This is a genomic window from Shimia sp. (assembly GCF_022448905.1).
Classification (GTDB): Bacteria; Pseudomonadota; Alphaproteobacteria; order Rhodobacterales; family Rhodobacteraceae; genus Shimia.
The window spans coordinates 114,948-127,825 of record NZ_JAKVCW010000010.1; the positions used below are offsets into that span (position 1 = coordinate 114,948).

The following is a 12,878-nucleotide window of genomic DNA, read 5'->3' on the forward strand; positions in this document are numbered from 1 at the left end:
TGGCCCGTAGCGGCGTCTCGGATCGGGCCCGGCTGGCCCCGCGTCAATGGCGTTTTTGATCCACGGGGCCTTCTATCGCAACCACGGCGTCAGGTCAATGAAACCGAATATGTATCAAGCCTTTGACGTGATTTCGGAAACACTAATCGACGAAGCCGGGGAAGTGTTCCCGCCGCTTTGCGTCCAAATCCAAGCGATGGCTGCGCAACAGCCCAAGTGACTCTAGCTTCTGCCGCAGCTCAGGTGTGGCGACGCAGACTTCTTCATAAAACTGCCGCAACCCGTCCGGTTCCTCGGCCAGATGCGCAAAAAGTTTGTGCAAGTTCAGCCCGCCCTGGTCCTCCGGCACCGCCGCGCCCAACTCATCGCGGTAAGACCCCTTCTTGTGCCGATAGGCAAAGCTCTGCATCCATTGCTCCCAACTGGTGGTGTGCAGATGCAGCAGCGCCACATCTTGGAGCTCCACTTGGCCCGGATTTTGCCGTCCGTTCTGGGTCACATTGTGGATTTTGATCGCCATGTCTTTTTGTCCTGTACGCAGGAACATCTTTCCGGCGACATGGCTGACAAAGCCGTTTTTCAGATAGGTTGCAAAGTTCGGGTATATCTCCGCGACGAGCCGGTTGCGCAGCGTGCTATCGGCGATGAACGACTTGAAATGCACCACGTCACTGTCATCAATAGAGGCCATCGCTTCCGCTGGGCGCACCCGCGCGACCAGGCACTCCTCCGGCAACTCGGCAAGCTGTTCGGTGATTGACCGATCCGGCCATAAGAACTCGTCCACATCAATGTGCAGCAGCCAATCCACCTTCTTGGCGCGATTATAGGCGTGCCGCACGTTGAAGGACTGCCGGGGCTGGTGCATCGGCGGTTTCTTCCCACGTGTCTTCTGCCAGTAATTGTCGCCGGTGCGGACCACCGTAAGTTGGGGATGTGGCTTAAGCTGCTCTTTGGCTTCGGGATTGGCAGCATCCAGATAGATCCAGACATGCGCAGCCCCCAGCTCCAAATGATGGGCCACGAAGTTCAGAATATCGACGGCGGGCGCTTTGATGGTTGCCACCACACCCCAGATCGGTGAAGTGCTCATTTCCGGGCCTGCTGACGCTCTTTCTTGGACCGCATCTGCGCCAGCCGCCGGAACACGCCGCCGGGCTCTTCAATCAGTTCCTGCAACAAATGATCCACCAAAGGCGCAATCACAGGATCGCTTTTGCCCATCTCCCAGATTGGCGTGATCACGTTGATATCCAGCCCGCCGTGCATCAATGAAAACGGCTCCATATCCAGCGGAAGTCGCGTTTTTACGCGTTTGCCAAAGCCGTACTCTTTGTCGGGCTCCATGCCGCTGAATGTGCGCTCAAACTCATAAAGTTTCATCATGCCAAACAGCATGCGCAATCCTTGGCCAACTTCCCGCTGCGCCGGGGTCTCGCCGTGATCCGCAAAGGTCTGCACCGAACTCACCAGCCAGCGCAGGTTCAATTCTGAAATCAGATGTGCGGACTCCTCGGCCCATATCCGGCAAAACAACGCGGCGGTTTGCGTCGGCTGCGCCCGCTTGCGCAGGTTGGAGATCAACTGCGCATTCAGGAAGGCCAATTCACTCAAGCCGACAAATTCTTCTGCAATCTGCCGTCGTTTGCGCGCCCAACTGGTGTTTGGATCGGCTGGCCCCTTTTGCGTTGCGCGCTCCGGTACAATCGCATTCCTCAGAACCGACAGGTTCACATCCAGGGACGGCAGGTTTTCTGGGCCAAACTCAAAGGGATCACGCCGGCCGTCGTAGCGTTCCATCATATAGGCGTAACCGCCCGGATAGGTGAGGGTTTTTTCTGACATGGCGCGATGTTTGCACGGGGCGAAACCCCGTGCAATCGCAGAGTGTATCAGACCATCATTTCCTTGGTCGCGCTCAACGTGACATCCGGATAATCGCGAGCAACGCGGTCAATGTCCCACTGCAAACGGGTCAGGAACACCACGTCGCCATCATTGTCGTAGCTGATGTGCTGTTTGTTCATATCCGCAAACTTTTCAACCGCTTGCCGCTCACCGTGCACCCAACGGGCGGAGGTGAACTGGCTCTGTTCAAAGCGCACGGGCAGGCCGTATTCCATCTCGATCCGGCTGGCGAGCACTTCAAACTGAAGCTGACCAACCACGCCCACAATGAAGCCCGAACCAATCATCGGCTTGAAGACCTTTGCGGCGCCTTCTTCGGCAAACTGCATCAGCGCTTTTTCAAGGTGTTTGGCCTTCAACGGGTCGCCCGCGCGGATGCCCTGCAGCAGTTCCGGCGCAAAGCTTGGAATGCCCGACACACGCAGCACTTCGCCCTCGGTCAGCGTGTCGCCAATGCGCAGCTGCCCGTGGTTTGGAATGCCAATAATGTCCCCGGCCCAGGCCTCTTCGGCCAGCTCACGGTCAGACGCCAAAAACAACACCGGGTTGGAGATCGCCATCGGCTTTTTTGTCCGCACATGCGTGAGTTTCATGCCACGCTTAAAGTGCCCCGAGGCCATCCGTACAAAGGCCACACGGTCACGGTGTTTCGGGTCCATGTTGGCCTGAACCTTGAACACAAACCCGGCGACTTTCTTCTCTTCGGGCGCAATCTTGCGCGGCTCGGCGTTTTGCACCTGCGGCTGCGGCCCATAGGTGCCAATGCCGTCCATCAACTCTTTGACACCAAAGGAATTGATCGCGGAGCCAAACCAGATTGGGGTCATATGCCCTTCAAGCACCGCTTGCGGGTCCAGCGCCGGCAGCAACTCCTTGGCCATCTCAACTTCTTCGCGCAACTGCTCCAGCAGGTGCTCTGGCACGTGATCGGCCAGTTTCGGGTCGTCCAACCCGTCGATCTGCACGCTCTCGGCCACCACGTTCCGGTCCGCCCGGTCCATCAGCTCCAGTCGATCGTTGAGCATATCATAGGTGCCAACGAACTCGCGGCCCACGCCAATCGGCCAGCTGGCCGGGGTCACGTCAATCGCAAGGTTTTCTTGGATTTCGTCAATAATATCGAAAGTATCGCGACTTTCGCGGTCCATTTTGTTGCAAAACGTCAAAATAGGTAGGTCGCGCAGGCGGCACACTTCAAACAGTTTTTGCGTCTGGCTTTCCACACCTTTGGCGCCGTCAATCACCATCACGGCGGCATCCACGGCAGTCAGCGTGCGATAAGTGTCTTCCGAAAAATCGCTGTGGCCCGGTGTGTCCACCAGGTTGAACCGGAAGGTGCCAAAGTCAAACGACATCGCGGAGGCCGACACGGAGATCCCGCGGTCCTTTTCCATCTGCATAAAGTCAGAGCGTGTGCGCCGCGCCTCACCCTTGGCCCGCACCTGACCCGCCATCTGAATCGCACCACCATAAAGGAGAAACTTTTCGGTCAGCGTGGTCTTACCGGCGTCCGGGTGCGAGATGATCGCAAAGGTGCGACGGCGCGCAATCTCGGGCGGCAATTCGGGGCGGTTTGTCTGCGTGTCCAACATGTCCGCGCGTATAGGTCGCAAAGCGCCAATTCGCAAGGAAAAGCGGCGGGTCCTACTTGGAGGACGCCCGCTTCAAAAGCTCCACCGCATCCGGGCGATCGAGCAGGCTTTCATGCACTTCCAGATGCGCCTGCGGCATGCCGCGCGCCGCGTTTGAGGCCGGACGCAGACGTTCCTTGACCTCTTCAGGCACCGCCGGGCGGGTGCGTGTGTCCATCTGCATGGTTTCCGCCGAAATGCCTTCGGCAAAAATGATCTGATGGGTGTCAAACATGATCTGGTAGTAGTCCACAAACCCGCCTTCGTCGGCGTAGACCGTGTCCCCATTCACCAGATGCCGCGCTTTAATCAGCAGCTCGCTGCGCCCGACACCAATGTGGTCATGGCGTTGGTAGACAAACAGCCGGTGATCCGGGCTCACCCGCAGATCCTGCGTGTTGTTGAGAGTGCCCGCGGTGATCACGATGGGGGCAAACTCGCCACTGGCACGTTGCACGGCATGTCCAATCCAACGCACTTCCTGCGGGCCGTCATCCCGCGTCAGCACGCGATCACCCAAGGTCAAGTCTTCGACCCGACGCTGTTCGCCGGTCGCCATGGTGATCCGGGTGCCGCCGGTGAAACTCACACAAGCCAACTGTGCTAATTTGGTGGAGGCCGCGCCGCGATCGATGCCCACAAGCACGTATTCACATTTGGGCGTCAACGGAGCCAATGGCGCGCCATACACTTCCACCACACCGCCGTCTTCGTCGACTTCGACAAGCACCAGCACTTCAATGGTGTCTCCGCTTGGCGGCATAAACGTGGCCACACAATCGAGGTACACCCGCGCGTCTTTGGTGCCGAGGCTGTAGTCGCTGGCTATGAAGTGCTGCCCGTCGCCGTCGGTGCGCAGCGCAAGGCTCTTTTCTTCCGCATCCTGGTTCAGGGTGTAGATATCATCTGGCACCAGTTCGTCCGCAAAAGACAGGGAATCACCAAGGTTGGCCCCATCCGTCACCACAAAGGCATCTGCCGGATACACCGGTAGGCGTTGGGAGGGTTGGGAGCTGTCTTGGACTTGGGACGTCATAACTTACCTACTTTAGTGTACTGCACGCTTTCTTTGAACAAGTGAAGTGACACGCAAATGTGGCAGCACAATGCCATGGCTCCGGCATTATACTGGCATCATTCCTAATTTGGGTATTTCTTACCCCCACAACAACGGGGAGATTCGCATGGAATTGGGAATTAAAGGTAAACGCGCACTGGTCTGTGCGTCCTCAAAAGGTCTTGGTTTGGGCTGTGCTCGCGCTCTGGCTGCGGAAGGTGTGGACCTGATCATGAACGCGCGTGGTGTCGAGGCGCTTGAGGCCGCCGCTGCCGACATCCTTTCCGAATTTGGTGTGGATGTTCAGGCGATTGCCTGTGACGTGACCACCATTGAGGGGCAAGCCAAGCTGATCGAAGCCGCGCAAGGCGTCGATATTCTGGTCAACAACGCCGGTGGCCCGCCTCCAGGCATGTGGACCGACTGGGATCGTGACGATTTCATTTCCGCCTTGGACGCCAACATGCTGGCCCCAATCGCGCTAATCAAAGCGCTGGTTCCGGGCATGATGGACCGCGGCTGGGGCCGTGTGGTGAACATCACCTCCGTTTCGGTCAAATCCCCGATTCCGGTGCTGGGCCTGTCCAACGCTGCGCGTGCAGGCCTCACTGGCTACGTTGCTGGCACCGCGCGTCAGGTGGCTGGCAAAGGCGTGACCATCAACAACATCTTGCCGGGCATTCATGCCACCGACCGCGCTGTCTCCTTGGACAAGGCTGTGACTGAGCAGCAAGGCATCTCCATGGAAGAGGCAAAGGCCCAACGCGCCGCCACAATTCCCGCGGGCCGCTACGGCACCCCGGATGAATTTGGCGCCACATGTGCCTTCCTCTGCTCCCATCACGCAGGCTTTATCGTGGGGCAGAATGTTCTTCTGGACGGCGGTGCCTTCGCATCTGCTATGTAAGCGCGAGTAAGTAACTAAATGGCGCGAGGTGTGGGGGTGTCCCAGGGTTTTTCATTGAAAGATGAGTTGTTTAACGCGGATAGCCTGGGCGATCTGGCGGCAGAGTTTGCCGCCGGAGTGCCGGGGTTTGATGGTGAGGACTTCCATCTAGAAGTTGTGGCAGGGCTTCAGGGGCGTGAGCTCATGGAGCGTATGGAATGGATTGCCGATTGCATCGAAAAACGCCTCGCGCCAGATTTCCCGGAAATGGCGGATCAACTTGAAGCGGCCATGCCGCCCGCGCTTGATCCAACTCTGAAGGATGATGACTTTGGCCGCTTCATCCATGCGGTGCCCGGTATTCTGGCCACCCGCCATGGCGTTGAAGAGCATCGGGATCGGGCGCTGGATCTGCTGGAGGAGGCGACCAAGCGCTTCTCTATGGAGTTCTACATCCGCGCCTTCATCAACCGCTGGCCCGACGAGACCTTTACCCGCCTGCAAGAGTGGGCCGAGAACGACAATTACCACGTCCGTCGTCTGGTGAGCGAAGGCACACGGCCCAAATTGCCCTGGGCAAAAAAGATCGACATCGATCCTATGTCGACGTTGCCCTTACTGGCGAAACTGCACGCCGATCCAACGCGTTACGTGACACGGTCGGTGTCCAACCACCTCAATGACATCTCCAAACTCTCCACCGACACGGTGGTCAGCCAGCTTTCCGACTGGAAAGAGCAGGGTAAGCAGGCCCCTAAAGAACTGGATTGGATGACGCGTCATTCTTTGCGCACTGCGGTCAAGGCCGGCCATTCCGGCGCTCTGTCGATGCTGGGGTTCCACGCAGACGCGCCCATCACATTGGACAGTCTTTCGGTGGGCGGCGACAGCATCCAAATCGGCGACGCGCTACAGGTCGAAACAACCCTGTCCACAACTGGCACATCCCCCGTGCCCGTGATGGTCGACTATGTGCTGAGTTTCCATCGCCCCAATGGGCGTGGCAGTGACAAGGTCTTTAAACTCAAGCAAGGTAAAATCCCTGCTGGAAAGTCACTCACACTGGCCAAAAAGCATCCGCTCAAAGCCAATGCCAGCACGTTTCAACTGCACCCCGGACCCCACAAACTGGCCATTCAGGTCAACGGCCGTGTGCTGGGGGATGTGGCGTTTGACCTGACGGATCCCACGTAACCCTCTGACGTTTCATCACGTTTCTGTGGGGCGGCTAGCCTGACAACTGGCCGCCTGTTAGGTCGGTTCCAATTCTGAACGGGACACGACCATGCACGCCGCCACACTTATCACCATCTTCGCCGCTATCCTTTTGCTCAGCCTCGTTGTCGCCCCCAAGCGGGCCACAGTTGTGGGCTTCTTTGGCGGGCAGACCGCAGAAGGGCAGGCGCCCTCGCTGTGGACCTTGGTGCTGTCGCAGGTCACCACCTGGATATTTGCGCGCTCTTTGATGAACGCTGCCATCCTGGGCTTCTACTACGGCATCGCAGGCACCTTGGCCTACGCGGCATACTATGCGTCATTTCTAACTGGCGGCTACATCGTGAACCGCATGCGTGTGCAGGGCGCGGGCTCGGTACAGGACTGGCTCACCTCACGCTTTGGCAAACCCGGCACCACTGCCTACAACGTGGTGATCGCCCTACGTCTCCTGTCTGAAGTCTTCGCCAACCTGCTGGTGGTTGGCTTGATCTTCAGCGCGGCTCTGCCGGACGTGGCCAACGCAGGCACGCTCTCTATCCTGATCGTTGGGGTGGTTGCGCTGGCCTATTCCGCTTGGGGTGGCCTCTCCGCTGCTTTGCGCACGGACGTGGTGCAGATGCTGCTGTTTCTCGTGGTGTTTGGCATCGCCTTCATTGCCCTCCTGCTGCGCCCCGAGTTCAACTTTGGCGCTGTGCTCACCGCGCCGGGCGCCTCTGGCCCACACAACGGCTGGGTGCTTCTGGTGGTCGCCGCGCTTCAGGTGTTTTCCTATCCGGTACATGACCCGGTGATGATGGACCGCGGCTTCCTCGCGGACCGCGACACCACCCGCAAAAGCTTCCTGCACGCTTTCTGGCTGTCCACACTTTGCATCATCACGTTTGGCTTCTTTGGCATTCAGGCCTCGCTTGAGGGTGCCTCCTATGAAGGACAGTTGATCGGCACTTGGAGCACCATGTTCCCAACTTGGGTCTTCACCCTGCTGATCCTCTCGCTCCTTGTGTCCGCGCTGTCCACATTGGACTCCGCCTTGAGTTCCGCCGCCCGTCTGGTGGTCGAGGAACTCAAACTCGCCCCGCGCACGTTGGCCGGCGGTCGCATTGCCATGTTGGTCTTTGCCCTCGCAGGTGGCGCCCTGACCCTTTGGGGCAACCAAACCCTTTTTGACGCCGTGGCCGTGTCCGGCACCGCTTCGATGTTCCTCACCCCCGTGCTGGTTGCCAGCCTGGTTTGTGGCCGGGATGTGCCGCTCTGGTCCTACATGGCCTGTTTCTTCGCAGCCCTTTATGGCGCCGCTGCCTACATGTTCCGAGACACAGAATTTGTGGCACAATTCCTGTACGACGGTCACAAATACGAGCAGCTCCTGCAGATCTGCGTCATCGTTCTGGCCGTCGGATTTGCCGCAGTCCTGTTCGGGAGCCGCAGGGTTGAAGCACGGGTAGGGGGCTGATACATCTCGACAAAACCCGATGAAAAGCATCGGGGATTGCAAGAGGCCACCCGTGCAGCCGAATTCTGACCAGACGCCACCACGATTGGAAATCCGCAATCTGCGCCGCCGTTTTGGCAACCGTCAGGTTGTGGATGATGTGTCGTTGACACTGGAGTCCGGTAAAGTCACCTGCCTGCTTGGCCCGTCCGGCTGCGGCAAGTCTACTACCCTGCGCATGATTGCCGGTGTGGACATGCAAGACAGCGGTGAAATCTATGTGGACGGCAAACTGATCTGTGATACCGTGTTCCGCATCCCGCCGGAACGCCGTCAGATTGGCCTGATGTTTCAAGACTTTGCGCTCTTTCCGCATCTTTCAGTAAGCGACAACGTCGCCTTTGGCCTCAAGGGCAGCAAAGAGGAAAAACGCGCCCGTGTTGAGGAACTTCTAGCGAAAGTGAACCTTGGCTGGGCCATCGACAAATATCCGCATTTGCTGTCGGGCGGTGAGCAACAGCGTATTGCCTTGGCCCGCGCATTGGCGCCGCGCCCGCGCATCATGCTGATGGACGAGCCGTTTTCAGGTTTGGACAATCGCCTGCGCGACGGCATCCGTGACGAGACCTTGGCAGTTCTCAAAGAAGAAGACACAGCTGTGTTGCTGGTCACACACGAGCCGGAAGAGGCCATGCGCATGGCCGATGAGATTGCCCTCATGCGGGAGGGTGTCATTGTTCAGCAAGGTGCGCCGTACAACATTTATAACGCGCCGGTGGATAAACAGGCGGTTGCGTTTTTCAGCGACATCAACGTCATCCGTTCGATCAGCAATGGTGCCTTGACCGAAACGCCATTTGGCGAGTTTCTCACGCCCGGATTTGAAGATGGCGCGCCGGTGGAGATCGTGATCCGTCCACAGCATCTGAAGCTGGATTTTGACAGAGACGGCAGAGGACCCCTTCCGACTGACAGCGATGGCGTGGCTGCACGCGGCATCGTCTCTCGGGCAAGATTTATGGGCAATGAAAGCCTCGTTGAATTCCAGATGGACCATAACGGCTCTGTTTTGCACGCCACTGTGCCAAATGTGTTCCTGCCAAAAGAGGGTACGCCACTCTGGCTGACTATCCGTCGAGACCGCTGCTTTGTCTTCCCTGCTGAAACCTGAGACGTCTTAGGCCTATGCGAGGAAATCGTTGAGGCTCTTGCCTGGTTCTTCTACGAATAGGCTTGGCAATACAGTCAGTTCGGCAATTTGATCCACCCGGATTTTTGCAAATCTCCCAAGGGTTTCGTCCCAGACACCTAACGTCCAGACGCGCCCCCAATAGTCGAGTTTCAGTGGGCGCACGTCGCGCGCCATCTCACCCGTAATGGTGATCCGTAGCTTCTGCCGTGTCCGAATGGCTTCGCGCAACGGTTCTAGATACTTCAACGCCTGTGTTGTCTCCGCAAACGGGTAGGCTGCGAAACCAAACCCTTGGCTCACACCGCCAATCTCCTCCGGCAACACCGCATCAATCTTTGCGCTCAGGCTTTCTGCCGCTGCGCGCAATGGCCCCTCCATCCCGGTGCCAACCACCTCAAGACCTATGTGCAATGCCTCCAACTCCTCTTCTGTCAGGTTCAACGGTGGCAATGTTAAAACCGCCTTCGCACGATACCCTGTGCCGCGCTCGCCCTCGATGGCCACGCCGCTGTTCGCCAGGGTTTGCATGTCACGATAGATCGTCCGCAAAGACACCTGCATCGCCGCCGCCAAATCCTCAGCCCGATGCAAGCCGCCGTCTTTCAGGATTTCCATCAATCCATAGAGCCGATCTGAGCGGTTTTGAGAGCTGGCCATAACCTGTGATTCTCCGATTTCCTGCCAAAATAACGACAACTGACATAATAGTGGCAAAATGGGGCGTAAAAACCCCAAATATCCCGTCACACTCCCGTTAATCCGCCTTTTGCCTCCGCGTCCGGCGCGGTAGGTCTTTGCCATGAGACTTAGGCGGCCCTAGTGCCACCGACCAAGGGAGACAAAGTCATGTTGAACAATATCGGCCTGCCCGGCATCCTTCTGATCGCGGTTGTGGTTCTTGTCCTGTTTGGACGCGGCAAAATCAGCGGCATCATGGGCGAAGTTGGCAAAGGCATCACCTCGTTCAAAAAAGGCGTGAACGAAGGCGCCAAAGAACTTGAGGAAGAAGCGGCAGACGCGGCGAAGGACGTGACGCCGGCTGACGAAAAAGACAAAGCCTAAGCCGGGCGATCCAAGATGTTTGATCTGGGTTGGACCGAGCTTCTGCTCATTGGCATCGTGGCGCTCATCGTGGTGGGTCCCAAAGACCTGCCGGTGATGTTTCGCACGGTGGGACGTTTTGTCGGCAAAGCCAAAGGCATGGCGCGGGAGTTTTCCTCTGCCATGAATCAGGCTGCGGATCAGGCGGGCGTCAAAGATGTGACCGACACCCTGAAAGGGGCCACCGACGGGTTGGACAAGGTCACCAATCCTTTGAAATCAGCCACCGATGCGCTCAACGATTCCGTGGGGGAAGTGAAACGCTCCATGTCCTATGAGCCGGGCGCCGAGACCACACGCCTGTCCAAAGAACGCGCGGAAGCGGCGGAGAAGATCCGTCAGAAATCTGCCGAGATGGCGCAAGAACGTCTGGACCGGGAAGCCGCCGAAAAAGCCGCCGCAGAGGACGCCGAGAAAGCCGCCCGCAAAGAAGCGCGCAGCTACGATCCGGCGCCGACGCCCCCGACCAAGACTGCCGCGAAGAAGGATGAGGCATGAGCTCAACTGACGAAATCGAAGACAGCTCCGCCCCGCTGATCGAGCACCTGGCGGAGTTGCGCACGCGGCTCATCCGCTCTGTGCTCGCATTCCTGGTGGGCATGGTGTTGGCCTTTGTGGTCGCGGAGCCGACGTTGCAATTCCTGCTGGGGCCAATTGAGGAAACCCTGCGCGCGCTGGGCGACCCATCCCCAACGATGCAGTACACCTCACCGCAGGAATATCTCTTCACGCTGTTCCGCATCTCCATGGTGGGGGGCTTTGTGCTCGCGTTTCCAGTGATCGCGTTCCAACTTTGGCGCTTCGTGGCGCCGGGTCTCTACAAAAACGAGCGTGGCGCTTTCCTGCCCTTCATGATTGCCTCGCCTTTCATGTTCCTGCTCGGAGCGGCCTTTGCGCATTTCGTCGTGACGCCGCTGGCGATGGCCTTCTTCTTGGGCTTCACCGACGTGAGCTCGATCTTTGCCAACCTGCTCGCCAGCACCACAAGCGACCTGCCTGCGGGGTCCGTTGTGGTTCCTGAGACCGACAGTGGCATCAAGATCACCTTCTTCGGTAAGGTGAACGAAAGCTTGGACATCTCGCTGAAATTCATCATGGCCTTTGGCCTCTGCTTCCAGCTGCCAGTTCTGCTGACGTTGATGGGCAAAGCTGGTCTGGTGAACGCCGAAGGCCTCGGCCGCGTGCGCAAATACGCCATGGTGGGCATTCTGGTTCTGGCCGCATTGGTCACACCACCAGACGTCACCACACAGTTGATCCTATTTGTGGTTGTCTACGGCCTCTACGAAGTCTCGATCTTCCTGGTGCGCCGTGTGGACAAGCAACGCATCGCCAAGCTCAAAGCCGAAGGCGTCTACTTTGAGGACGACGAAGAAGGCGAAGACGACATCGCCGACGCGGAAAGCCACAAGTAAGCCGCTCTCAAGCTAATAATTTCGGCGCATCCCGCTTGGGGTGCGCCTTTTTCTTTGGCCCCTTGTTGTCCCGCCGCGAACATGGTCTGTATCGCCCGAAGATAGCAGGAGGCCCGCCATGGATGACACCACTTTGATCCGCATCGCCGAAGCGCTGGAACGCATGGCACCGGCCCCAATGGCCGCGCCGGATTTTGCGGCTGCAGATGGCTTTGTCTGGCATGTGGACCCGGACCGGCTGGAGCCGGTGTCCAACATCAACCGCGTGTCGCTTGATTTGCTGGTGGGCATCGACCGCTCCCGCGACACGCTTCTGGACAACACTCGACAATTTGCGCGTGGGCTCCCGGCCAACAACGCCTTGCTTTGGGGCGCGCGCGGTATGGGCAAATCCTCCATCGTGAAAGCTGTACACGCTCAAGTCATCGCTGAAGGCCTGCCGCTCAAGATTGTAGAGCTGCAACGCGAGGACCTGCCATCCGTGGCCCGCCTGCTGAACCTCCTGCGCGCCAGCAAAGAGCGTTTCCTATTGTTCTGCGACGACCTCAGCTTCAGCCACGATGACCAGCACTACAAATCGCTCAAAGCCGTGCTGGACGGCGGCATCGAAGGCCGTCCTGACAACGTGGTGTTCTATGCCACCTCCAATCGCCGCCACTTGATGCCGCGCGACATGATCGAAAACGAGCGCAGTTCGGCGATCAACCCATCAGAGGCCGTGGAAGAGAAGGTCTCCCTGTCCGATCGCTTTGGTCTCTGGCTGGGCTTCCACCCATGTTCGCAAGACCAATACTTGGCGATGATCGACGGCTACTGCACCGCCCATGGTGTGACCGTGGATGCAGATCGCCTGCGCGCGGAGGCGATCGAGTGGCAAGCCACACGCGGCGCCCGCTCAGGCCGTGTCGCTTGGCAGTTCTTTGTCGATTTGGCAGGGCGCGAAGGCGTCGCGTTATAATAAAGCATCCGACGTTTTAGCTGAAACATCCAGAGTCACGAATGTCCCGAGAGCGCCGTAGGCGTGGCAGGGTATTCGTG

At 58.3% G+C, this 12,878-nt stretch carries 13 protein-coding genes; 8 read left to right on the forward strand and 5 right to left on the reverse strand.

All coding sequences use genetic code 11. The features are described 5' to 3' along the window. Positions 1-142: 142 nt before the first annotated feature. The 4 genes from MK208_RS13625 to MK208_RS13640 are packed head-to-tail and all read right to left on the reverse strand — an operon-like array spanning position 143 to position 4,575. Positions 143-1,093 carry a glycosyltransferase family 2 protein gene (locus tag MK208_RS13625; RefSeq protein WP_294117404.1) on the reverse strand — a complete coding sequence of 317 codons (951 nt, stop codon included), beginning with the start codon at positions 1,091-1,093 and terminating at the stop codon, positions 143-145. Then, entirely contained in the window at positions 1,090-1,845 is a 756-nt protein-coding gene (locus MK208_RS13630; RefSeq protein ID WP_294117406.1) for a hypothetical protein, read from the reverse strand. Before MK208_RS13630 ends, MK208_RS13625 begins: the two co-directional genes overlap by 4 nt. A gap of 47 nt (positions 1,846-1,892) precedes the next feature. Continuing rightward, positions 1,893-3,500: a peptide chain release factor 3 gene (locus MK208_RS13635; protein WP_294117407.1), complete on the reverse strand. Its 1,608-nt coding sequence runs from the start codon at positions 3,498-3,500 to the stop codon at positions 1,893-1,895. A gap of 52 nt (positions 3,501-3,552) precedes the next feature. After that, positions 3,553-4,575, reverse strand: a complete 1,023-nt coding sequence (locus MK208_RS13640) for a Hint domain-containing protein (protein WP_294117409.1) — start codon at positions 4,573-4,575, stop codon at positions 3,553-3,555. Between the two features lie 148 nt (positions 4,576-4,723). Between MK208_RS13640 and MK208_RS13645 the strand changes: the two genes are divergently transcribed. The 4 genes from MK208_RS13645 to MK208_RS13660 all read left to right on the forward strand — a co-directional run bounded on the left by MK208_RS13645 (position 4,724) and on the right by MK208_RS13660 (position 9,303). Next, positions 4,724-5,503: an SDR family oxidoreductase gene (locus MK208_RS13645; protein ID WP_294117411.1), complete on the forward strand. Its 780-nt coding sequence runs from the start codon at positions 4,724-4,726 to the stop codon at positions 5,501-5,503. 54 nt (positions 5,504-5,557) lie between these two features. Next, positions 5,558-6,676, forward strand: a complete 1,119-nt coding sequence (locus MK208_RS13650) for a hypothetical protein (RefSeq protein ID WP_366011048.1) — start codon at positions 5,558-5,560, stop codon at positions 6,674-6,676. Between the two features lie 91 nt (positions 6,677-6,767). Then, complete coding sequence (locus MK208_RS13655) at positions 6,768-8,153, forward strand: sodium:proline symporter (RefSeq protein ID WP_294117414.1); 1,386 nt, start codon at positions 6,768-6,770, stop codon at positions 8,151-8,153. Between the two features lie 52 nt (positions 8,154-8,205). Further along, positions 8,206-9,303 (forward strand): ABC transporter ATP-binding protein, encoded by a 1,098-nt coding sequence (locus tag MK208_RS13660; RefSeq protein WP_294117417.1) that lies wholly within the window; start codon positions 8,206-8,208, stop codon positions 9,301-9,303. A gap of 12 nt (positions 9,304-9,315) precedes the next feature. Here the strand turns inward: MK208_RS13660 and MK208_RS13665 are convergent, their stop codons facing one another. Further along, positions 9,316-9,981, reverse strand: a complete 666-nt coding sequence (locus MK208_RS13665; RefSeq protein WP_294117420.1) for an HTH domain-containing protein — start codon at positions 9,979-9,981, stop codon at positions 9,316-9,318. A gap of 189 nt (positions 9,982-10,170) precedes the next feature. On the opposite strand from MK208_RS13665, the gene MK208_RS13670 reads away from it, so the two are divergent. The 4 genes from MK208_RS13670 to MK208_RS13685 all read left to right on the forward strand — a co-directional run bounded on the left by MK208_RS13670 (position 10,171) and on the right by MK208_RS13685 (position 12,798). After that, a complete protein-coding gene (locus MK208_RS13670; protein WP_294117423.1) occupies positions 10,171-10,386 on the forward strand; it encodes a twin-arginine translocase TatA/TatE family subunit in 216 nt (71 codons plus the stop codon). A 15-nt stretch (positions 10,387-10,401) separates the two neighbouring features. Then, complete coding sequence (gene tatB / locus MK208_RS13675) at positions 10,402-10,923, forward strand: Sec-independent protein translocase protein TatB (protein WP_294117425.1); 522 nt, start codon at positions 10,402-10,404, stop codon at positions 10,921-10,923. Then, positions 10,920-11,840, forward strand: a complete 921-nt coding sequence (locus MK208_RS13680; protein WP_294117427.1) for a twin-arginine translocase subunit TatC — start codon at positions 10,920-10,922, stop codon at positions 11,838-11,840. Before tatB ends, MK208_RS13680 begins: the two co-directional genes overlap by 4 nt. Before the next feature lie 118 nt (positions 11,841-11,958). Then, positions 11,959-12,798, forward strand: a complete 840-nt coding sequence (locus MK208_RS13685; protein ID WP_294117430.1) for an ATP-binding protein — start codon at positions 11,959-11,961, stop codon at positions 12,796-12,798. Positions 12,799-12,878 lie beyond the last annotated feature (80 nt).

Bases quoted from the DNA above. Each gene is read 5' to 3' on its own strand.
- MK208_RS13645 (WP_294117411.1), top strand. From the start codon at position 4,724: ATGGAATTGGGAATTAAAGGTAAACGCGCACTGGTCTGTGCGTCCTCA.
- MK208_RS13640 (WP_294117409.1), bottom strand. From the start codon at position 4,575: ATGACGTCCCAAGTCCAAGACAGCTCCCAACCCTCCCAACGCCTACCG.
- MK208_RS13635 (WP_294117407.1), bottom strand. From the start codon at position 3,500: ATGTTGGACACGCAGACAAACCGCCCCGAATTGCCGCCCGAGATTGCG.
- MK208_RS13655 (WP_294117414.1), top strand. From the start codon at position 6,768: ATGCACGCCGCCACACTTATCACCATCTTCGCCGCTATCCTTTTGCTC.
- MK208_RS13685 (WP_294117430.1), top strand. From the start codon at position 11,959: ATGGATGACACCACTTTGATCCGCATCGCCGAAGCGCTGGAACGCATG.
- tatB (WP_294117425.1), top strand. From the start codon at position 10,402: ATGTTTGATCTGGGTTGGACCGAGCTTCTGCTCATTGGCATCGTGGCG.
- MK208_RS13680 (WP_294117427.1), top strand. From the start codon at position 10,920: ATGAGCTCAACTGACGAAATCGAAGACAGCTCCGCCCCGCTGATCGAG.
- MK208_RS13670 (WP_294117423.1), top strand. From the start codon at position 10,171: ATGTTGAACAATATCGGCCTGCCCGGCATCCTTCTGATCGCGGTTGTG.
- MK208_RS13630 (WP_294117406.1), bottom strand. From the start codon at position 1,845: ATGTCAGAAAAAACCCTCACCTATCCGGGCGGTTACGCCTATATGATG.
- MK208_RS13665 (WP_294117420.1), bottom strand. From the start codon at position 9,981: ATGGCCAGCTCTCAAAACCGCTCAGATCGGCTCTATGGATTGATGGAA.
- MK208_RS13625 (WP_294117404.1), bottom strand. From the start codon at position 1,093: ATGAGCACTTCACCGATCTGGGGTGTGGTGGCAACCATCAAAGCGCCC.